18 protein-coding genes are annotated in these 18,822 nt (G+C 70.5%); 6 read left to right on the forward strand and 12 right to left on the reverse strand.

The window, feature by feature from the left end; all coding sequences use genetic code 11:
* The gene (locus tag ACFC1K_RS18450) at positions 1-777 is read right to left on the reverse strand and encodes a patatin-like phospholipase family protein (protein WP_310291936.1); all 777 of its coding nucleotides are present in this window, start codon (positions 775-777) and stop codon (positions 1-3) included.
* Between the two features lie 154 nt (positions 778-931).
* Between ACFC1K_RS18450 and ACFC1K_RS18455 the strand changes: the two genes are divergently transcribed.
* Positions 932-2,116 carry an aminotransferase class I/II-fold pyridoxal phosphate-dependent enzyme gene (locus ACFC1K_RS18455; RefSeq protein ID WP_375872723.1) on the forward strand — a complete coding sequence of 395 codons (1,185 nt, stop codon included), beginning with the start codon at positions 932-934 and terminating at the stop codon, positions 2,114-2,116.
* A 28-nt stretch (positions 2,117-2,144) separates the two neighbouring features.
* On the opposite strand, the gene ACFC1K_RS18460 is transcribed toward ACFC1K_RS18455, so the two are convergent.
* The gene (locus ACFC1K_RS18460; RefSeq protein WP_310291930.1) at positions 2,145-2,897 is read right to left on the reverse strand and encodes an EI24 domain-containing protein; all 753 of its coding nucleotides are present in this window, start codon (positions 2,895-2,897) and stop codon (positions 2,145-2,147) included.
* A gap of 147 nt (positions 2,898-3,044) precedes the next feature.
* Positions 3,045-3,524: a MarR family winged helix-turn-helix transcriptional regulator gene (locus ACFC1K_RS18465; RefSeq protein ID WP_375872724.1), complete on the reverse strand. Its 480-nt coding sequence runs from the start codon at positions 3,522-3,524 to the stop codon at positions 3,045-3,047.
* Between the two features lie 217 nt (positions 3,525-3,741).
* Here ACFC1K_RS18465 and ACFC1K_RS18470 point away from each other — a divergent pair, with 217 nt between their 5' ends.
* From ACFC1K_RS18470 to ACFC1K_RS18480, 3 genes are all read left to right on the forward strand, one after another.
* Positions 3,742-4,581, forward strand: a complete 840-nt coding sequence (locus ACFC1K_RS18470) for a DNA-formamidopyrimidine glycosylase family protein (RefSeq protein ID WP_375872725.1) — start codon at positions 3,742-3,744, stop codon at positions 4,579-4,581.
* 61 nt (positions 4,582-4,642) lie between these two features.
* Positions 4,643-4,765 carry a hypothetical protein gene (locus tag ACFC1K_RS18475; RefSeq protein WP_375872726.1) on the forward strand — a complete coding sequence of 41 codons (123 nt, stop codon included), beginning with the start codon at positions 4,643-4,645 and terminating at the stop codon, positions 4,763-4,765.
* A gap of 32 nt (positions 4,766-4,797) precedes the next feature.
* Positions 4,798-5,301 carry a hypothetical protein gene (locus ACFC1K_RS18480; RefSeq protein WP_375872727.1) on the forward strand — a complete coding sequence of 168 codons (504 nt, stop codon included), beginning with the start codon at positions 4,798-4,800 and terminating at the stop codon, positions 5,299-5,301.
* On the opposite strand, the gene ACFC1K_RS18485 is transcribed toward ACFC1K_RS18480, so the two are convergent.
* The 3 genes from ACFC1K_RS18485 to ACFC1K_RS18495 all read right to left on the reverse strand — a co-directional run bounded on the left by ACFC1K_RS18485 (position 5,288) and on the right by ACFC1K_RS18495 (position 7,855).
* Entirely contained in the window at positions 5,288-5,890 is a 603-nt protein-coding gene (locus tag ACFC1K_RS18485) for a carboxymuconolactone decarboxylase family protein (RefSeq protein ID WP_310291917.1), read from the reverse strand. The genes ACFC1K_RS18480 and ACFC1K_RS18485 overlap by 14 nt on opposite strands.
* 91 nt (positions 5,891-5,981) lie before the next feature.
* Positions 5,982-7,511: an MDR family MFS transporter gene (locus tag ACFC1K_RS18490; protein ID WP_375872728.1), complete on the reverse strand. Its 1,530-nt coding sequence runs from the start codon at positions 7,509-7,511 to the stop codon at positions 5,982-5,984.
* Between the two features lie 134 nt (positions 7,512-7,645).
* Positions 7,646-7,855, reverse strand: coding sequence for a hypothetical protein (locus ACFC1K_RS18495; protein ID WP_375872729.1), 210 nt, complete (start codon positions 7,853-7,855; stop codon positions 7,646-7,648).
* A 47-nt stretch (positions 7,856-7,902) separates the two neighbouring features.
* On the opposite strand from ACFC1K_RS18495, the gene ACFC1K_RS18500 reads away from it, so the two are divergent.
* Positions 7,903-9,915 (forward strand): ABC transporter ATP-binding protein, encoded by a 2,013-nt coding sequence (locus tag ACFC1K_RS18500; RefSeq protein WP_375872759.1) that lies wholly within the window; start codon positions 7,903-7,905, stop codon positions 9,913-9,915.
* Between the two features lie 27 nt (positions 9,916-9,942).
* Here ACFC1K_RS18500 and ACFC1K_RS18505 read toward each other — a convergent pair whose 3' ends face one another.
* From ACFC1K_RS18505 to ACFC1K_RS18530, 6 genes are read right to left on the reverse strand one after another with little or no spacing between them, the layout of a single operon-like run.
* Complete coding sequence (locus tag ACFC1K_RS18505; RefSeq protein ID WP_375872730.1) at positions 9,943-10,896, reverse strand: glycosyltransferase family 2 protein; 954 nt, start codon at positions 10,894-10,896, stop codon at positions 9,943-9,945.
* A gap of 43 nt (positions 10,897-10,939) precedes the next feature.
* Positions 10,940-12,094: a cysteine desulfurase family protein gene (locus ACFC1K_RS18510; protein ID WP_375872760.1), complete on the reverse strand. Its 1,155-nt coding sequence runs from the start codon at positions 12,092-12,094 to the stop codon at positions 10,940-10,942.
* A 24-nt stretch (positions 12,095-12,118) separates the two neighbouring features.
* A complete protein-coding gene (gene nadC, locus ACFC1K_RS18515; protein ID WP_045296789.1) occupies positions 12,119-12,976 on the reverse strand; it encodes a carboxylating nicotinate-nucleotide diphosphorylase in 858 nt (285 codons plus the stop codon).
* Complete coding sequence (locus ACFC1K_RS18520; protein WP_375872731.1) at positions 12,970-14,772, reverse strand: L-aspartate oxidase; 1,803 nt, start codon at positions 14,770-14,772, stop codon at positions 12,970-12,972. Before ACFC1K_RS18520 ends, nadC begins: the two co-directional genes overlap by 7 nt.
* Positions 14,769-16,121, reverse strand: a complete 1,353-nt coding sequence (gene nadA, locus ACFC1K_RS18525; RefSeq protein ID WP_375872732.1) for a quinolinate synthase NadA — start codon at positions 16,119-16,121, stop codon at positions 14,769-14,771. Before nadA ends, ACFC1K_RS18520 begins: the two co-directional genes overlap by 4 nt.
* A gap of 21 nt (positions 16,122-16,142) precedes the next feature.
* Positions 16,143-16,859: an NUDIX domain-containing protein gene (locus ACFC1K_RS18530; RefSeq protein ID WP_310291901.1), complete on the reverse strand. Its 717-nt coding sequence runs from the start codon at positions 16,857-16,859 to the stop codon at positions 16,143-16,145.
* A gap of 261 nt (positions 16,860-17,120) precedes the next feature.
* Here ACFC1K_RS18530 and ACFC1K_RS18535 point away from each other — a divergent pair, with 261 nt between their 5' ends.
* Positions 17,121-18,797, forward strand: coding sequence for an ABC transporter substrate-binding protein (locus tag ACFC1K_RS18535; protein WP_375872733.1), 1,677 nt, complete (start codon positions 17,121-17,123; stop codon positions 18,795-18,797).
* Positions 18,798-18,822: the final 25 nt, after the last annotated feature.

The raw sequence follows: 18,822 nt of genomic DNA on the forward strand, positions 1-18,822 counted from the left end.
CTACTCGGCGACGAGCGTCGCATCTGATCGGCGTGACGCATCGCGCTGGGCCGCAGCATCCAACGCCGCCGTCGCCGCGCGGCGTCCTTCGGAGATGAGGCGCGGCACGTCGGTCATCCGCCACTGCGCCATGCCCTCCATCTCGGGCTGGATCAGCACGACGGACGGGTCGGCGACGAGATCCGCGGTGCGGGTGACGGTGCGCATCATGCGCACGTTCTCCCACTTCGCGTGCAGCCGCACCACGATCACACGCGTGGCGCCGAGGGCGCGCGCCGCGGCGACCGGCACGTTGTCGATCATCCCGCCGTCCGCGAGCAGCGCATCGCCGCGGCGGATCGGGGGGAGAAGGCCCGGCACCGCGACCGTCGCGCGGAGGGCGGCGCTCAGCGGTCCCTCGTCGAGGATGATCCCGCGGCGCGTGCGCAGATCGGTGGCGTACGCGGCGAAGCGCCGGGGCAGATGCTCGATGCGAGGGTCCTCGCCGAGGGCACGCGGGACGGCGTCGACGATGGCGGTGGTGTCGAGCAGACCCCAGCGTGGCGTCATCGACCAGCGTGCGATCGCGCTCCAGCGGAAAGCGCGTGCGGCGCGCTCGATGGCGTGCGGCTCCAGGCCGGCGGCGTACGCGGCCGCGACGAGGGCGCCCGAACTCGTTCCGGTCGCGATGCCGGGACGGATGCCTCGCTCGGCGAGCACCTGCAGCACACCGACGTGGGCGGCGCCGAAGGCGCCACCACCACCGAGTACGAGCCCCAGCTCAGGGTCGTCGATCATCCGTCCTCCACTTGTCGCGCCCGGGCGAAGGTAGCACTGCGCGGTTGGGGAACGCCTGTGACGCGTGCCGATCGCGGAGGCGATTGACGCGCCACCTGTCAGTTGGGATCCTGGGCGGGATCACGGATCGGCACTGGGGCGAGAGGTGACTGCCATGGCGATGTCGACACGGGCGACGGCGGCGAAGGCGGCGGTGGATGTCGTCGGTTCCTACTTCTCCCGCATGCGGGTCGTCGCGTCCGACCCGGAGGCGCTGGTCTTCGCGTTCGGCAACCCGCACGAGATGGCGCTGCCCGGCCTCCCGGCGGCCATTCGCAGGAACGCCGAGCCGCGGACCGTCGACTGGTTCGCGTACAAGAGCAGTGAGCGTTCCGCGCAGGAGGTCGTGGCCGGCGCGCTGTCGGGAGAGCTGGGACTCGACTTCGAACCCGAAGACATCGCCATGACGCAGGGCGCCTTCGGTGCGATCTCGCTCGCGTTCGCTCTGCTGGCCGATGCCGGGGACGAGGTGGTGATCCCGGTGCCCGGCTGGTTCTGCTACGCGCCGATGCTGCACGCCGCGGACCTCGTCCCGGTCGGCGTGGACCTCGCCCCCGAGACATTCGACCTCGATGTCGACGCGATCGCCCGCGCGATCACCCCTCGCACGAGGATCGTCGTCGTCAACTCGCCCGCGAACCCCACCGGTCGCGTCTACCCGCCGTCGACATGGGAGGAGCTCGCCGCGGTGCTCGAGAAGGCGTCGCGTGCCCAGGGACGCCGGATCTGGCTGCTGTCGGACGAGCCGTACCGCCGCATCCGCTTCGACGGCGTCGCGTTCACGAGCCCCGCCGCCTACTACCCGTGGACGGTGATCGACTACAGCTACGGCAAGGTGCTGCTCGCGCCCGGGGCGCGGCTCGGCTACCTCGCGCTGTCGCCCCGGATCCCCATGGCGGAGCGGGAGGAGCTGCGCGCCGGGCTCTTCCCCCTGGGGCTGGCCATCGGCTGGGGGTTCCCAGACGCCGTCATGCAGTACTCGGTGCCGGAGCTCGAGACCCTGTCGCTCGACACGGCCGAGCTGACGCGCAAGCGCGACCGGATGTACGGCGCGCTCACCGATGCCGGCTACGAGGTCACCCGGCCGGAGGGCACCTTCTACCTGTGGGGCAAGGCGCCGGGCGGTGACGCCCAAGCGTTCTGCGACACCCTCGAGGAGCGGGGCGTGTACGTCATGCCCGGGTCGCTGTTCGAGCAGCCGCATCACTTCCGGATCTCGTTGACGGCGACCATGACGATGATCGACCGCGCGATCCCGCACCTCCTCGAAGCGGCCTCGGATCACGCCGGGTCTGATTGACTCGGATGCCGCGTCGCCCGCGTTCAGATCAGGCCCGAGTGTGCGCAGTCGGAGGGGTGGGATCGAGCAGCGACCGCGCGAGCAGCGTCGCCCCCGCCACGGCTGCCGGCATGGTGGCCACGGCGCCGAGCGGCACCAGGAAGCACAGCTGCGTCGCGACACCGAACCCCAGCACGCGGAAGCGTCTGCGGCGCAGCAACTTCTTTCGGTCGCGCCTCGTCAGTCCGCGGGCGGTCAGCGCGCGCGAGCTCAGCTCGTCGGCGATCAGCCATCCGGTGAAGACCACCGCGAAGATGGTGCTCGCCACGGCGCCGATCACCGGGATGAGGCCGATCAGCGCGGCGACCAGTGCGATGCCGACGCCGCGTGCGATGAGCGACAGCCCGTCCGCGACCGAGCGCCAGAACCCGTAGTCGCCCTCGAGCTGCGGGGTGCCGGCGTCTGCCTCGACCGCTCTCCAGATCCGCTCGTAGAACGGCTCGCCCACCAGCAGTGTGAGTGCCGTGAACGTGACGGCGACCAGCACGAGGGCGGCCCCGAGGAGTGCGGTACCGACCGCGATGCGGAAGACGGTCGCCCACACACCTGGCCAGCTGTCGGCGAACGGCGTCATCGCCTCGGTGAGCGCCGGCAGCGAGGCGCTGAGTGCGATGAGCCCGCCGAGGAACAGCAGGCCGACGATCGCCGCAGGAACGAGGCCGAGTGCCATGAGACCGGGCCTCTGCCGCCATTGCGCGAAGCCACGGCCGAGCAGCCCGACCCCTCCGAAGAACTCCCGCATCGGCATCAGCCTAAGACGCCCTCGGCGGCGCAGCGCCGCACTCAGATCGCGCGCCCGCCGTCAAGCCCCTCTTCCCGGGGTCTTTCGGCGACGCACTCGAGCAGATCGCAGAGCGACTCGCGCCCGTGGTGCTCTGACGCGGCGCCGTCAGTTCGCGGGGCTCGCAGTCCCCGAGACCATCGCCAGGACGTCCTCGAGGAAGCTGGCGACGACGCGCGCGTCGCGCGCCGGCAATCCGGACGCGAGACCGCGCAGCTTCATCGTGAGCGGGTCGAGGTGGTCCGGGTCGATGTTGCGATCCACGGGGCGGACGATCTTCTTGCGACGGTCGTGCGGGTGTCCTTCGACGACGACGAGTCCGCGTGCGACCAGACGATCGATGAGTGCGGTACCCGAGGCGGGGGAGAGGTGGAGTGCCCTCACGATCATGGAGGGGGTGATCTCCGCCGCGTCGACGCGCTCCAGGAGGTAGCGCATCGCTGCGCGGTCCGTCTCGTTCATGCCGGTCTGCTGCTCGCGCCGCCGGGCGAGCTTCGCTTCGGCCAGCCGCAGTCGTTCGAGCACGCCGGCCACATCGGGTCGGTCACCGTCGGTCGTCGCGGTGGACGGCATCGCTGTCTCCGTCACGAACTCACTCCCTCGTCCGTCCCCTCGCCCGAAACCGGCGAAGGGATTCATTTCAATCGATAACAAAACTCTCGAAAGCGAAACCTTCCGTCACCGAACTTCAATGTGCTGAACATTTGATGATGAACATCACACTATTTGAAAGTGCGATATCGAACTATCACGAGACAGCCTGCGCCACGGCCCGCGTGTCGGGGCTCGGTGGCAGGATGGGGCCATGCCTGAGTCGCCGGAGGTCGAGGCTCTCGCGCGGTTCCTCGCTGACGAGGCATCCGGGCGGGAGATCCGCGGAGTCGATGTGCTCGAGTTCCGCACGGTCAAGACCCGTGCCACGCCCCCGGCGAGCATCACCGGACGCACGATCACCGGTGCCCGCCGCCACGGCAAGCATGTGGAGCTCGTCCTCGACGGGGCGAGCCTCGTCGTCTCGCTGGGGCGCCATGGGTGGATCCGGTGGCTCGACGTCGCGCCCGACGACGAACCCGCCCCGCTCTCGGTGGACGCGCCGCCGGCCCTGGCGAGCCTCGAGCTGTCAGGCGACCGCAGTCTGGAGGTGACGGATGCCGGCAGCTGGGTGTCGCTCGGACTGTTCGTCGTCGGCGACGCCGGTGAGGTTCCCGCGATCGCGAAGCTCGGGCCCGATCCCGCCGACGCGGCCTTCACGCGCGACCAGTTCGACAGCGCGCTGGGCGGCCGCCGCAAGCAGATCAAGGCCATCCTGCAAGAGCAGGAATCGCTCGCCGGCATCGGCAACGCCTACTCCGACGAGATCCTGCACCTCGCCAAGGTATCGCCCGTGACCCACGCCGCCGTGCTCGACTCCGGCGCGGCGGACCGGCTGTTCGACGCGACGCTGACGACTGTGCGTGGCGCGATCGATGCCCGGCTCGGCGTCCCCATCGACCAGCTCAAGGCGCACAAGGTGGCCGCGATGCGCGTGCACGGGCGCACGGGCGAAGCCTGCCCGGCGTGCGGCGACACCATTCGCGATCTGACGTTCTCCGGCACGTCGGCGCAGTACTGCCCGACGTGCCAGAACGGGGGAGTGCCGCTCTGAGTCGGAGCCCTCAGCGACTCGGGCGGCCGACGTCGCTGTTCCCGTGGGTAGCATGGTCGCTATGACGACTTCGCAGCAGCCCGCCCCGATCACCCTCGCACCCATCGCCGACGAGAAGAACCTCCTCACGGTGGTCGAGTCCGCAGGTTCGTGCTGCGGCGGCGGCAGCTGCAGCATCGACTGACCCGCCTCCGTCCACTTCACGACGCGCCGGCGATGACCGACGAACAGCTTCACATCACCCCGCGGGTCGGCCGCATCCTCATGTCGGAGGAGGCGATCTACGGACTGATCCTCGTGTCGGGCATGATCGTCGTCTCGGCGCGGGGCACCTCGTGGGAGGCGTTCGCCACCGTCGCGGTCACGGTGATCGTGTTCTTCGCTGCTCACGTGTTCGCCGGCACTCTGGGTCGCCTGGCCGCCACCGATGGTCATGCCGGGCTCCGCGCCAGTCTCCGCGCGTCCGCGCATCAATCGGGCGGCATGCTCCTCGCTTCCGTGCCGCCGCTCATCATCCTGCTGCTCGGAGCGACGCGCGTCATCGAAGACTCCGCCGCGTTGTGGTCAGCGCTCATCACCAACACCGTGTTGCTCGGCGCGTTGGGGTGGATCGCCGTGGCGCGCTGGAGCACGCACTGGCTGCCGCGTATTCTGAGCGCCCTCATCACCGCCGCTTTCGGCGGAGTGCTCATCCTCCTGAAGGCAGTCATCCACCACTGACGTTGCCGCGGGCGGCCTGCGCCGGCGCGAGCAGGGCGGCGACCAGTGTGGGGCTGAGGCCCGGCACGTCGTCCACGGGCACCGCCAGGGCCAGCAGCGCCCGGCTGAAGTAGTTCCGCACGGCGGCGGCGAGCGTGATGTCGACGATCTGCCGATCGGTGAACCCGAGATCGCGAAGGCGCTGCGTGTCGGCGTCGGTCATGGTCGCGGCATCCGTCGAGAGCTTCTCGGCGTACGCGACCACCGCCATGTCCGTCCCATCGAGGCCGGCGTCCGCGCCCTCGCGTGCAAGCCGGGCGAGCTCGTCCTCATCGAGGAGGCCTGCGCGCAGGCTCTTTCGGCCGTGCGCGAGGAGGCAGTGATCCGACCCGATCGCGCGGGCGGCGCCGAGCGTGGCGAGTTCGTAGTTGCGCAGGCCGATCGACGGCACGATGCTGCGGATCAGTGTCTCGAAGGCCGCATGGGCCTCGGGGTTGATCGCCATCGCGCGCGTATGCCCGAAGACGAACCCGTCGCTGCGGAGGTCGCCGTCGTACATCTCGGCGACGTGGCCGGTGGCGCCGTCGAGGTCCGGAGTGCTCACGATCATGGTGCTGCCTTCCCGTCGGGTTTCGGGCGCATCCAGAATCGCGGATGCCCCACCCCTTGTCGAGGGGCGGGGCATCCGGGTGATACCTCGGTCAGTGACCGGCGGGCGCGCCCATCGGTGCGTCGGCCGGCTTGCGGATGAGGAACGCGCCGACCAGCAGCGGCAGCGACAGGAACGCCGCCGTGAGGAACGCGGCGTGCGTGCCGGCGGCTCCGGCGGCGACGGTGTCGGCACCCGACGACGTCGCCGCCGACGATGCCGCCGCCATGACGCCGAACATCAGAGCGATGCCCGCGGCGCCGGCGACCTGCTGGGCGGTGCCGACGACAGCGGAGCCGTAGGAGTAGAACTTCGGCTGGAGCGAGCCGAGCGACGCCGTGAAGAGCGGCGTGAACGACAGCGCCAGGCCGAACGACAGGATCGTCTGCGCCACGGCGATCAGCCACACCGGCGTCTCGGCGCCGAAGGTCGTGTAGAACCACAGCATGGCGCTCGTGATCACCGCGCCGGGAACCAGGAGCACGGTCGTGCCCCAGCGGTCGTAGATGCGGCCGATGACGGGGCCTGCGAGGCCCATCGCGAGAGCGCCGGGGAGCACGACGAGACCCGTGGTGAGCGGGTCGACGCCCACGACGTCCTGAAGGTACAGCGGCACCACGGTGATCGCACCGAAGAACGCCATCGACATGACCGACATCTGCGCGATCGACAGCGAGAAGTTCGCGCTGCGGAACACGCGCAGGTCGAGCAGCGCGTCATCCTTCCGCTGGAGCACGACCTGGCGCCAGCCGAAGAGGCCGAGCGCGACGACGCCGACAGCCAGGGACACGATGAGGGTCGTGGTCGAGGCGGCGCTCGCGGCCGCGGCATCCGCTCCGCTCCCGTGTCCGCCGGCGCCCAGCTGGCTGAGGCCGAAGACCAGGCCGCCGAAGCCGAGGGCCGAGAGGATGACCGACAGCACGTCGATCGGTGCGCGCGTGGTCTCGCCGAGGTTGTGGATCCAGCGCGCGCCGACGACGAGCGCCACAATCGCGATCGGCAGCACGATGCCGAAGATCCAGCGCCACTCGAAGTTGTTGAGGATCGCACCCGCGAGGGTCGGCCCGATCGCCGGGGCGAGCGACATCACGATGCTGACGCGCCCCATCATGCGGCCGCGGATGGCGGCGGGCACGACGGTCATGAGCGTCGTCATCAGCAGCGGCATCATGATCGCGGTGCCGGACGCCTGCACGACGCGTGCGGCGAGCAGCATCGGGAAGCCGGGCGACAGGAAGGCGATGAGCGTTCCCAGCGAGAACAGCCCCATCGCCGCGATGAACATCGCCCGCGTCGTGAAGCGACGCAGCAGGAAGCCGGTGATCGGGATGACCACCGCCATCGTCAGCATGAACGCGGTCGTCAGCCACTGCGCGGACAGCGCGGTGATGCCGAGGTCGGTGATGAGGTGCGGGATCGCCACGCCCATCGTCGTCTCGTTGAGGATGGCGACGAAGGCGGCCGCCAGCAGCAGCCAGATGACGCGGCTCTCTTCGGGGCGCAGCTTGGGCGCCGCACCCGCGGCGCTGCTCGGAACAGCGGGGAGGCTGCCGGTTCCGGGGGTCGTTTCGATGGCGGCCATAGGGCGTCTCCTCGAGGCTCGGATGGACAGCGATGTGCCACCCGAGGATGGCAAGCCTTCAAGATAACCACAGGTTCCGACATCCCATTCCCGCATGTCGGGACGGGATGCCGGAGATCAGGCGACCCGCGGGGTCAGTTGTCGGAGCGCTCGGGCTCCGCGTCGCCCCACTTCTCGGAGCCGATCGCGTCGGTCGGCTCGGCCTCGGGCTCGCGCTCTTCGAGGTTCTTCGGGAGGGGGTTCACGATCTCTTCGTGCGGGATGGCCTGGAGGGCGTCGATCTCTTCGCGGAGCTCCGCGAGGTCGCTGCCGTCGTGTGCGGGGAGGTCGGGCGTCGAGGTCATGGCACGAGCCTAGCGTCGGCGGCGCTGGTTAGGCTGGCCACGTGAGCATGCGCGGCGGTGGGGGCGGGGGCGGACACCCCGGCTTCCGCCCGGTCGACACCGAGGCCCAGCGGCGCGCGAACGCCGAGGCGCCCCAGATCCCGAATCTGGGGCGGCGGGTGGTCGCCCTCTTCCGGCCGTACAAGTGGTCGATCGCCATCACCGGCATCCTGGTGGTGGTCGGCGCCGGCATCGCGGTCATCCCGCCGCTGCTCGTGGAGCGGGTGTTCGACGACGCACTCTTCCCCGTCGACGGCTCGCCCCCGGACCTCTCGCTGCTGTGGAAGCTCGTGCTCGCGATGATCGCGCTCTTCCTGCTGTCCGCCGCGGTCGGCGTGGTGCAGACGTGGTTCACCTCCACCGTCGGCAACCGGGTCACCGGCGACCTCCGGGTGAAGCTGTTCGATCACCTGCAGTCGATGGAGCTGGGCTTCTTCACCCGCACCAAGACCGGCGTCATCCAATCGCGCCTGCAGAACGACGTGGGCGGCGTCTCGGGCGTGCTCACGAACACCGTGACGAGCATCCTCGGCAACACGGTCACGGTCGTCGCCTCGCTCGTCGCGATGATCCTCATCGACTGGCGGCTCACGATCATCGCCGTCGTGCTCATGCCGTTCCTCATCCTGGTGCAGCGCCGCGTCGGCCAGGTGCGGGCGCGCATCGCGGGCGAGACGCAGGAGTCGCTGTCGGAGCTGACCGCCATCACACAGGAGACGCTGAGCGTCTCGGGCATCCTGCTCTCGAAGTCGTTCAACCGCCAGCGCACCGAGTCGACGCGCTACGCCGACGAGAACGTCAATCAGGTGCGGCTGCAGGTGCGGCGCGCGATGAGCGGCCAGGGCTTCTTCGCCGTGGTCCAGGTCATCATGGCGAGCGTCCCCGCCATCATCTACCTCGTCTCGGGCTACCTCATCGGCGGCGGCACCGACGCCATCACGGCGGGCACGATCGTCGCGTTCACCACGGTGCAGGCGCGACTCCTCATGCCCCTCATGGGGCTCATGCGCGTCTCACTCGACCTGCAGACCTCGTCGGCGCTGTTCGCCCGCATCTTCGAGTACCTCGACCTCGTGCCGGCCATCCGCGAGGCCCCCGACGCCATCGCCGTCGCCGACGCCCCCGGCCCTCTCGGGCGCATCGAGTTCCGCGACGTGGAGTTCCGCTATCCGGATGCCGCCGCCGACACCCGCGCGACGCTGCAGGGCGTGTCGTTCACGGCCGAGCCCGGTCAGCACGTCGCGTTCGTCGGGCCCTCCGGTGCGGGCAAGACGACCGTGCTGTACCTGACGCCGCGGCTGTACGAGGCATCCGGCGGCTCCGTCCTCTTCGCCGGTGAGGACGTGCGGCGCCTCACGCAGGAGTCGATCATCGACAACGTGGGCATCGTGTCGCAGGAGACGTACCTGTTCCACGCCACGATCCGCGAGAACCTGCGGTATGCGAAGCCTGACGCGACGGATGCCGAGGTCGAGGCCGCGTGCCGCGCCGCGAACATTCATCACGTGATCGAGCGTTTCGAGAAGGGCTATGACACCGTCGTCGGCGAACGCGGTTATCGACTCTCGGGCGGGGAGAAGCAGCGGATCGCCATCGCGCGGGTGCTCCTGAAGGACCCGCCCGTGCTGCTCCTCGACGAGGCGACGTCGGCCCTCGACACCGTGTCGGAGCGGGTCGTCCAGGAGGCGCTGGATGCGGCGGCGCGGGGCCGCACGACGCTGTCGATCGCGCACCGCCTGTCCACGGTGATCGCGGCCGATGTCATCCACGTCGTCGAGGCCGGGCGCATCGTCGAGTCCGGGACGCATGCCTCGCTGCTCGCGGAGGGCGGGCTGTATGCCGAACTCGCGGCTCAGCAGCTCGCGACGACGCGGATCCTCGAGGCGGAGGACGCCGAGGCGCCTGCCGACCATCCCGAGCGGCGAGCCGACAGCCCGCCCGACGCGCCCGTCCTCACCTCGGAAGAGGTGATGGCCGCCGGTCGCGGCAGCGTCGGTGACCCGGAGTGGCGCGAGGACTGAGCTCCCGCACGGCAGGCGGTGGCGTCGTCACCAGAGCCGCGCGGCGGCCAGCGCCGTCGCGGCCGGCTCCGACAGCACGACCCCGTCCGCGCGTGACCCCAGCGTCCGTGCGAACGCGCCGAGCTCCCGCCGGTAGGCGTCGTCGGCGTGATCGCGGGCGAGGTCGACCAGGGGCGGCAGGTCCATCGCGAGGATGAGACGCACACGGGATGCCGCGGCCCGCGGCTGGCCCGCCGCATCCAGCACCGCGAGGCCGCCCGTGAGCGCCTCGAGGTAGTCGCGGAGCACGGGGAGCTCGCCCTTGTGCTGGGTGATCGAGGACCCGTCGGCGCGCTCGCGCCACTGGACGACGACGTCGGGGATGACGTCGAACGCGCGGGCGCGCGTGTACATCTGCTGTGCGACGATCTGGTCCTCGTAGGCCTTGCCCTCGGGGAACCGCAGACCGGTGCGCCGCCACAGATCGGTGCGGCTCACCTTCGACCACGCGACGATGTTGCCGGATGCCTCGGGGTGCTGGTCGAGGGTGACGCCGACGCGTGCGGGATCCGTCGCAGCCGCGACCCAGGGCTGCACGCTGCCGGCCTCGTACCCGCCGGCGCTGTCGGGGCGCAGGCGCACATATGCGCCGAGCGCGAAGTCGCTGCCGCTGTCGGCGACCGTGCCGACGAGCCGTTCGAGCGCGGTCGGGGTGAGGCGGTCGTCGGCGTCGAGGAACCCCAGGAACGGGGTGCGGACGAGGTCGAGGGCGGCGTTGCGCGCGGCACCGAGCCCGCTCTGCGCATCGTGGTGCACGACCTGGAACCGCTCGTCCGCCGCCGCGGCGGCGTCGAACAGCCGCCCGGTGGAGTCGGTCGACGCGTCGTCGACGAGGATCGCGACCCAGTCCTCGCGTGTCTGCGCGCGCAGGGAGTCGAGCGCCTCGGCGGCATAGAGAGCCACGTCGTAGCCCGGGACGATGACGGTCACGGCGGGGGTCACGTCCCGATCCTACGGGCGCTCCGCAGGGCCGGGCTCCGCTGTGTCAGTGCGGTGAACCGTTGACGGCGGCGACGGATGCCTCGACCGCGTCGGCGACGGCATCCAGCGGCGCGTTCAGCCAGCGCGGGAAGGTGAAGCGCACCGCGGTCTGCGCGACCTCCGGGGCGATGCCCATCGCGAGCAGCACGTGGGAGGGCTCGTCGCTGCCGGCCGCGCACGCCGAGCCGCTCGACGACACCACTCCGCGGCGCTCGAGCTCGAGCAGCACGGCCTCGCCGCTCGTCCCGGCGAACGTGAAGCTCGCGGTGCCGGCGAGGCGGTGCACCGCGTCGCCCGTGAGACGCGCCGACGGGATCCGCTCGAGCACGCGGGCGATGAAGCGGTCGCGGATGGCGGACACGCGAGCGGACGCCTCGACCCGTTCGGCTTCGGCGAGCTCCAGCGCGGTCGCGAAGCCGACGGCGCCGGCGACGTCCTCGGTGCCGCTGCGACGGCCGCGCTCCTGGCCGCCGCCGTGCATGAGGGGCTCCAGCGGGATCCTCCCGCGGACGCCCAGCGCCCCCGTGCCCTTCGGCGCGCCGAGCTTGTGCCCGGCGAGCGATATCGCGTCGTACCCGAGCTCGTCGGCCGACAGCGTGAGCCAGCCCGCCGCCTGGACGCCGTCCAGGTGCAGCGGGACGCGCCGTTCGCGGGCGACGACCGCCAGGGCCGCAGCATCCTGCACCGTCCCGACCTCGTTGTTCGCGTACCCGATGCTCACGAGCGCCGTGTCATCGCGAAGGCTCTGTGCGACAGCATCCGTCGACAGGCGCGCGTGGTCGTCGACGGGCACGCGCGTCGCCGCGAAGCCGTGCACGCGCTCGAGATAGTCGACCGATTCGAGCACCGACTCGTGCTCGATCGGCGTCGTGATGACGTGCGCGTGACGATCATCGCGCTGCTGGGCCGCCGCGATCGCGATGCCCTTGATCGCCAGATTGTTGGCCTCGGTGCCGCCGGACGTGAAGACGACGTCGCCGGCGCGGAGGCCGAGCACGCGCGCCACGCGCGCCCGGGCGTCGGCGAGGGCGTCGGCGGCCGCCTCGCCCACGGTGTGGTGGCTCGAGGCGTTGCCGTACCAGCGGGTCAGGTACGGCATCATCGCCTCGAGCACCTCTGGTCGCACCGGCGTGGTCGCGGCATTGTCGAGGTACAGCATGCTCATCGGATGCTCCCGGGTGGATCAGGCGGCGTCGATGCGCACGTCGAGCCCGAGATCGAGAGCGCGTGCCGAGTGTGTGAGGGCGCCGACCGAGATCACGTCGACGCCGGTCTCGGCGATCGCGCGCACCGTCTCGAGCGACACCCCGCCGGATGCCTCGACCGTCGCCCGGCCCGCGACCTGGGCGACCCCCGTCCGGAGGTCGGCGAGGGAGAAGTTGTCGAGCATGATCGTGCCGATGCCGGCGGCGAGCACGGGCTCGATCTGCTCCAGCCGGTCGACCTCGACCTCGATGTGCGCCGTGTGGGGGAGCAGGTCCTTCGCGGCGAGGAGCGCCGCCGTCGGCGAGACGCCCTTCTGCGCGAGGACCGCGAGGTGGTTGTCCTTCGCCATGACCGCGTCCGACAGCGAGTGGCGGTGGTTGCGGCCGCCGCCGTCGCGCACGGCCTTGCGCTCGAAGGCACGGAGGCCCGGGGTGGTCTTGCGCGTGTCGGCGATCCGCGTGCCGGTGTGCGCGACCTCGGCCACATAGGTGCCGGTGAGGGTCGCGATCCCCGACATCCGCTGCACGAAGTTGAGGCCGATCCGCTCGGCCGTGAGCACGCCGCGCGCCGGACCGGTGACGACCGCCAGCACGGCGCCGGGTTCGAACCACTCGCCGTCCTCGACGACGAGCTCGACGTCGATCGCCGGGTCGGTGAGCCGGAATGCCGCCTCGAACACCTCGCCACCCGAGAACACGCCGCGTTCGCGCGCGACGAGATCGGCGCGGGCGACCGCGTTCTCGGGGATCAGCGCTTCGCTGGTGAGATCGCCCCACGGCGCGTCCTCGTCGAGGGCGGCGGCGACGGCACGGTCGATCACGGCGCGGGTCAGCATGCGACGGGCTCCTTCGGATGGGCGGCAGAACTCCACGGATCTGGATCGGATGCTGTCGTTCGTACGACCTCCGCGTCGATCGCATCGCGATCCCGTGGAGTTTCGCCGGCGACGGCGCCGGCATCCGACCGGAAGTGCGCGCCGACCGACTCCCGGCGTGCGAGGGCGGCCGCGACGAGGTGCTCCGCGACGAGCAGCAGGTTCTCGTCCTCGAAGTCGTGCTCGGTGACCGGGGTGCGCTGCTGCACGCGCCAGGTCGAGATGACGGATGCTGCGTGCCCGAGGCCTGCTTCATCCCGCACGAGTCCGGCATCCGCCCACAGGAGTTCCTGCAGCGCCGCGCGGGAGAACGCCGGCCCCTCGACGCCTGCCGTCGGCTGCGGCATCCCGATGCTCTGCTGCTCACCTGTCACGACCTGCGGCGCGGATCGGCGCTTCGCGACAGGTGAGCCGTTTCTGTCGGCGGGGAAATGGGGAGTCGCGAAGGTTGGCCAGGAACCGGATGCTGCGTCCTCGGCGATGACGTCACCCGCACGCGCGCCGAACACGGCGCCCTCCAGCAGTGAGTTCGAGGCCAGGCGGTTCGCGCCGTGCACACCGGTGCGCGCGACCTCGCCCACGGCGTAGAGGCCGGGCAGGGTGGTGCGGCCGAACAGATCGGTGCCGACGCCGCCCATCAGATAGTGCGCGGCCGGCGTCACGGGGATCGGCTCGCGGGCCCAGTCGAGACCCCGCTCGCGCACGGCGCGGTCGATCGTGGGGAAGCGGCGCGCGAGGAACGCCGCGCGCTCAGCGGCGTCTTCCGAGTGGATGTGGGTCGCGTCGAGGAACACCGGGCGCCCGCCCTGGAGCTCCATCTGCCTCGCGATCGCGCGGGCGACCACGTCGCGAGGGGCCAGTTCGCCGTCCGGGTGCGCGTCGAACGCGAACCGGCGCGCGTGCTCGTCGATCAGCGTCGCACCCTCGCCCCGCACCGCCTCCGAGACGAGGAACGAGTCGCCGGTGCCGATGATCGTCGGGTGGAACTGGAAGAACTCGAGGTCGCGTACGTCTGCTCCGGCCCGGATCGCCGCAGCGATGCCGTCGCCGGTCGCCACCTCGGGGTTCGTCGAGTGGGCGTACAGCTCACCCGCGCCGCCGGTCGCCAGCACGACCGCGTCGGCCGTGACGATCTCGCGACGGCCGGCGTCAGCTGGGCCCACGCGCCCGGAGGCTCCGCGCAGCGCGCCAGCGGTGCGTGGAGAAGGCGTGGGGATCGTCTCCCCGACGATCAGTTCGACGCCGCTGACGCGACCGTCCGTCACCACCAGGTCGACGAGGAACGCGTGCTCGATCACCGCGACGTCGCTGGCGCGCAGCCGTGCGACAAGCGCCTTCTCGATGGCCGTGCCGGTGGCGTCGCCGCCGGCGTGGAGGATGCGCGGGTAGGAGTGCGCGGCCTCGAGGCCCTTCACGAAACCGCCGGTGTCGTCGCGGTCGAACGCGACGCCGAGCGCGATGAGCTCGCGGATCCGCGCGGGGCCCTCGTCGACGAGCACGCGCACCGCGGCCGGATCGCTGAGACCGGCGCCGGCGACCAGCGTGTCGCGCACGTGGTCGTCGGCGCGGTCGTCGTCGAACATCACACCCGCGATCCCGCCCTGTGCGAAGCGGGTGTTGGCGTGCTCGAGCACGTCCTTCGTCACGAGCGTGACGCGGCAGCCGTGCTCGACCGCGTGAAGGGCGGTGAGCAGCCCGGCGATGCCCGAGCCCACCACGATGGCACCCGGCCCGCCTTCGGTTTCGTGCACCGTCATGATGCGTTCTCCCACGCGGCCGCGGGTGCTGCCGGCGGCTTGGCCGCCAGCATCCGCTCCAGCGCCACGCGTGCCGGAGCCGCGACGGAGTCGGGAACGGTGATGCGGTTGCGCACCTCGCCCGCGACGAGTCCCTCGAGCACCCACGCGAGGTAGCCGGGGTGGATGCGGTACATCGTCGAGCAGGGGCACACGACCGGGTCGAGGCAGAAGATGGTGTGCTGCGGGTGGTCGGCGGCCAGTCGCTGCACGAGGTTCACCTCGGTGCCGATCGCGAACGTGGTCGGCTCGGTCGCGGCCTCGATCGCCTTGCGGATGTAGTCCGTCGAACCGGCCTCGTCGGCGGCGTCGACGACCTCCATCGGGCACTCGGGGTGCACGATGACGCGCACGCCGGGGTGTTCGGCGCGGGCCTTGTCGATCTGGTCGACCGAGAAGCGGCGGTGCACCGAGCAGAAGCCGTGCCACAGGATCACGCGGGCGTCGGCGAGCGTGTCGGCGTCGGAGCCGCCGAGCGGCTTCCGCGGATTCCACATCGGCATCTGCTCGAGCGGCACGCCCATCGCCTTGGCGGTGTTGCGGCCGAGGTGCTGGTCGGGGAAGAACAGCACGCGGCGTCCGCGCTGGAACGCCCATTCCAGCACCGTCCGCGCGTTCGACGACGTGCACACGATGCCGCCGTGGCGTCCGACGAACCCCTTGATCGCAGCCGAGGAGTTCATGTACGTCACGGGGACGACGGGCACGAGCCCGTCCTCGTCGACGGCGTCCATGTCGCCGTAGACCTCGGCGAGCTGCTCCCAGCACTCCTCGACCTGGTCGATGTCGGCCATGTCGGCCATCGAGCAGCCGGCCGCGAGGTTCGGGAGGATCACGGCCTGCTCGGGACGTGACAGCAGATCGGCGGTCTCGGCCATGAAGTGGACGCCACAGAACACGATGGCCTCGGCGTCGGGGTGCTCCAGTGCCGCGTTCGCGAGCTGGAACGAGTCGCCCACGTAGTCGGCGTGCGCCACGACCTCTTCGCGCTGGTAGAAGTGGCCGAGCACGACGACGCGGTCGCCGAGCGTCGCCTTCGCAGCGCGGATGCGCTCATCGAGCTCGGCCTCGGACGCCTCGCGGTACTCGCGGGGCAGCTCGCCCTGGCGCGGCGAGCCGGTGGGGATGACATCGCCCATCGACGAGCCGGGGCCGTAGCCGGGGCGGGTGTCGAAGTCCCAGGGACCGGCGGCGAGATCGGTGTTGCAGGTCTCGCCGACGACGGCGCCCGCGACGATCGCCTGGATGGCATGGTCGACCGAGGCGTCCAGTTCGGGGCGGGGCTGGAGTGTGATGTTCACGGCAGGCATGTCGGGTGCTCCGTTCGGGGATCAGTGGCGGGCGTCGAGCGGGCCGCGGTCGGCGAGCTCGACGTCCTGGTTGTAGCGGTAGAGCCGCGCGGGGCGGTGGCTTCCGGTGCGGAAGCGGTCGGTGGGGATGAGGGTGCCGGAGTTCTCCACCTGGCGGCGGAAGTTCGCCGGATCGAGACGCCGGCCGAGGACCGCCTCGTAGACCTCGCGCAGGTCGGCGAGTGTGAACTCGTCGGCGAGGAGGCCATGGGCGATGCGGCTGTAGCCGACCTTGTTGCGCAGGCGCCACAGCGCGTAGTCGACGATCTGGTTGTGGTCGAAGGCGAGCCGGGGGAGTTCGGCCGCGTCGAACCACTGGACGTTCTCGACGGTGTCGGTGATCTCGTCGGCGCGCAGGAGCGCCCAGTACACGATCGAGACCACCCGGGTGGGCGAGCGGTCGACGGCCCCGAACGCGTAGAGCTGCTCGAGATAGCTCGGTGCCAGCCCCGTCGTCTCGGCGAGTGTGCGGGATGCCGCGGCATCCAGTCCTTCCGTCGCGTCGAGCCATCCGCCGGGCAGCGCCCACTGGCCCTCGTGAGGATCGCGTGTGCGGCGCACGAGCGGGAGCACGATCTGCACGGCGTCGCTTCCGGGGAGCCGGCGGAGCGTGAAGATCACCGTCGACACCGCCACGCGGATCGTGTCGGTGTCGGCCGGGGCGCCGGGGGAGCGGGGGTCAGGTGCTGTTCTGGTCATGGTGACTCTAACTGTCTGGTCCGATCATAGTGTCACTCTGACCAGAAGCCAAACCCCCGCCGTAACACCCATCGCTCGGCTCGCCCGCGACACAACCGTTGCGAAGACGTGACGTACACAGCGCGTTCTCAGGATGCGCGGGAGGGGGAATGTTTGTTAGGTTTACTAACACACATTTGTTAAGGCTCAGTACTTAATGAATGCACCGGGTGCCCGCGCACTCCTCCTCCCTGCAAAGCCGCACGAGAGAAAGAACCAACGATGATTCGAAACGCGAAGCGCCGAGCGGCGCTCATCGCCGTCGCCGGGGCAGCGATCCTCGGTCTCGGCCTGTCGGGCTGCGCCACTGGCGGCGGCAACGACAGCGGCGACTCCGAGGGCCGCACGCTGCGGGTCTGGGCCGGAAGCCAGACTCCGATCGAGGCGAACTTCAACCCCTTCTCGCCGAGCGTGCTGCATGCCGCGCTCGGCCCGATCTACGAGCCGCTGTTCTTCTACAACAAGACCGCCGACGACGCGCCGGCCCCCATGCTCGGCGAGAGCTTCGAGTACAACGAGGACGGCACTGTCATCACGGTGACGCTCAAGGACGGCGTCAAGTGGAACGACGGCGAGGACTTCACCGCCGAGGACGCCGCGTTCACGTTCAACTACGAGCCGAACCACCGCGACGGGCTCGTCTCGGCCGAGGCCCGCGACGACACCACGCTCGTCCTGACGTACGAGACGCCGCAGTTCACGAACGAGTTCCAGATCCTCGGCACGACCTGGATGCTGCCCGAGCACATCTGGTCGGAGGTCGACGACTACACGACCTTCACCGACGAGGAGCCGGTGGGCACCGGCCCGTACGTCGTCGACAAGGTGACGGATGCCTCGTACACCGTCGTCGCGAACGAGAACTTCCGCGAGGAGGGCGTTCCGGCCATCAAGAAGGTGCAGTACATCGGCATCGACGCGAACCAGTCCGCCCAGGACCTGCTCACGGCCGGCGAGCTCGACTGGACCGGCATGTTCGTGCCGAACCCCGACTCGGTCACCTCGAACGGCGTCATCAGCATGCTGAACACGCCGCAGGACCCGACCGTCCTCTACACCTGCTCGAACGCGGAGCTCGGCTGCACCGGTCCGCAGACCGACGTCGCCGTGCGCCAGGCGCTCAACGTCGCGATCGACCGCGGCACCATCAAGGAGAAGGCGTTCGTCGGCCTCACCGGCGACATCTCGCCGACCTTCGCCCTGCTGCCGCGTGACCAGAAGTGGGTCGCCGACCCGGCCAACGAGGTCAGCCCGCAGTCGCCCGATGCGACGGCCGCCGGTGAGATCCTCGAGGCCGCCGGCTACACCAAGGGCGGCGACGGCTTCTACGGCAAGGACGGCGCCCCGATCGAGCTGAGCCTCATCTCGGTCGACGGGTGGACGGACTACAACGACGCCGCCAAGCTCATCAGCGAGCAGGCGGCCGAGGCCGGCATCAAGGTCAACGCCTCGACCGTGCAGTGGCAGGAGTTCTCGGACGCCCGCCAGACCGGCCAGTACCAGCTCATCATGGGTGGCGTCATCGGCACCTCGGTCGCCGACCCGTTCCAGATCTACAAGGACTGGTTCGCCGGTGAGTCGACCTCCGAGGTCGGCAAGGAGGTCCCCGCGGGCCGCTGGAACTTCAGCCGGTACGACAACGCCGTCGTGAACGAGGCGGTCGCCGCGGCCGCGGCCACGAACGACGAGGCCGTCAAGCAGGAGGCGTACGCCACCCTGCAGACCGAGATCGTGCGCGACCTGCCGTACATCCCGCTGGTGATCAACGCCACCCAGACGTTCTTCAACACGAAGGACTTCACGGGCTGGCCCACCGAGGACGACCTGTACGCCTTCCCGCCCGCCTGGGGCTCGGTGGCGGCCGGCTACGTCCTCCAGCACCTGGAGCCGGTGAAGTAATGCAGGACCGGGCAGAGGCCGTGGC

Origin of the sequence: Microbacterium sp. NPDC056057 (assembly GCF_042266945.1) — a bacterium.
GTDB classification, from domain to species: Bacteria; Actinomycetota; Actinomycetes; order Actinomycetales; family Microbacteriaceae; genus Microbacterium; species Microbacterium trichothecenolyticum_C.

Excerpts from the sequence above, each read along its gene's own strand:
- ACFC1K_RS18485 (WP_310291917.1), bottom strand. The coding sequence starts at position 5,890 with ATGATCGTGAGCACTCCGGACCTCGACGGCGCCACCGGCCACGTCGCC.
- nadA (WP_375872732.1), bottom strand. The coding sequence starts at position 16,121 with ATGCCTGCCGTGAACATCACACTCCAGCCCCGCCCCGAACTGGACGCC.
- ACFC1K_RS18495 (WP_375872729.1), bottom strand. The coding sequence starts at position 7,855 with ATGACCTCGACGCCCGACCTCCCCGCACACGACGGCAGCGACCTCGCG.
- ACFC1K_RS18475 (WP_375872726.1), top strand. The coding sequence starts at position 4,643 with ATGACGACTTCGCAGCAGCCCGCCCCGATCACCCTCGCACCCATCGCC.
- nadC (WP_045296789.1), bottom strand. The coding sequence starts at position 12,976 with ATGCTGACCCGCGCCGTGATCGACCGTGCCGTCGCCGCCGCCCTCGAC.
- ACFC1K_RS18520 (WP_375872731.1), bottom strand. The coding sequence starts at position 14,772 with ATGACGGTGCACGAAACCGAAGGCGGGCCGGGTGCCATCGTGGTGGGC.
- ACFC1K_RS18510 (WP_375872760.1), bottom strand. The coding sequence starts at position 12,094 with ATGCTGTACCTCGACAATGCCGCGACCACGCCGGTGCGACCAGAGGTG.
- ACFC1K_RS18460 (WP_310291930.1), bottom strand. The coding sequence starts at position 2,897 with ATGCGGGAGTTCTTCGGAGGGGTCGGGCTGCTCGGCCGTGGCTTCGCG.
- ACFC1K_RS18535 (WP_375872733.1), top strand. The coding sequence starts at position 17,121 with ATGATTCGAAACGCGAAGCGCCGAGCGGCGCTCATCGCCGTCGCCGGG.
- ACFC1K_RS18490 (WP_375872728.1), bottom strand. The coding sequence starts at position 7,511 with ATGGCCGCCATCGAAACGACCCCCGGAACCGGCAGCCTCCCCGCTGTT.
- ACFC1K_RS18530 (WP_310291901.1), bottom strand. The coding sequence starts at position 16,859 with ATGACCAGAACAGCACCTGACCCCCGCTCCCCCGGCGCCCCGGCCGAC.
- ACFC1K_RS18470 (WP_375872725.1), top strand. The coding sequence starts at position 3,742 with ATGCCTGAGTCGCCGGAGGTCGAGGCTCTCGCGCGGTTCCTCGCTGAC.
- ACFC1K_RS18450 (WP_310291936.1), bottom strand. The coding sequence starts at position 777 with ATGATCGACGACCCTGAGCTGGGGCTCGTACTCGGTGGTGGTGGCGCC.
- ACFC1K_RS18500 (WP_375872759.1), top strand. The coding sequence starts at position 7,903 with ATGCGCGGCGGTGGGGGCGGGGGCGGACACCCCGGCTTCCGCCCGGTC.
- ACFC1K_RS18455 (WP_375872723.1), top strand. The coding sequence starts at position 932 with ATGGCGATGTCGACACGGGCGACGGCGGCGAAGGCGGCGGTGGATGTC.
- ACFC1K_RS18480 (WP_375872727.1), top strand. The coding sequence starts at position 4,798 with ATGACCGACGAACAGCTTCACATCACCCCGCGGGTCGGCCGCATCCTC.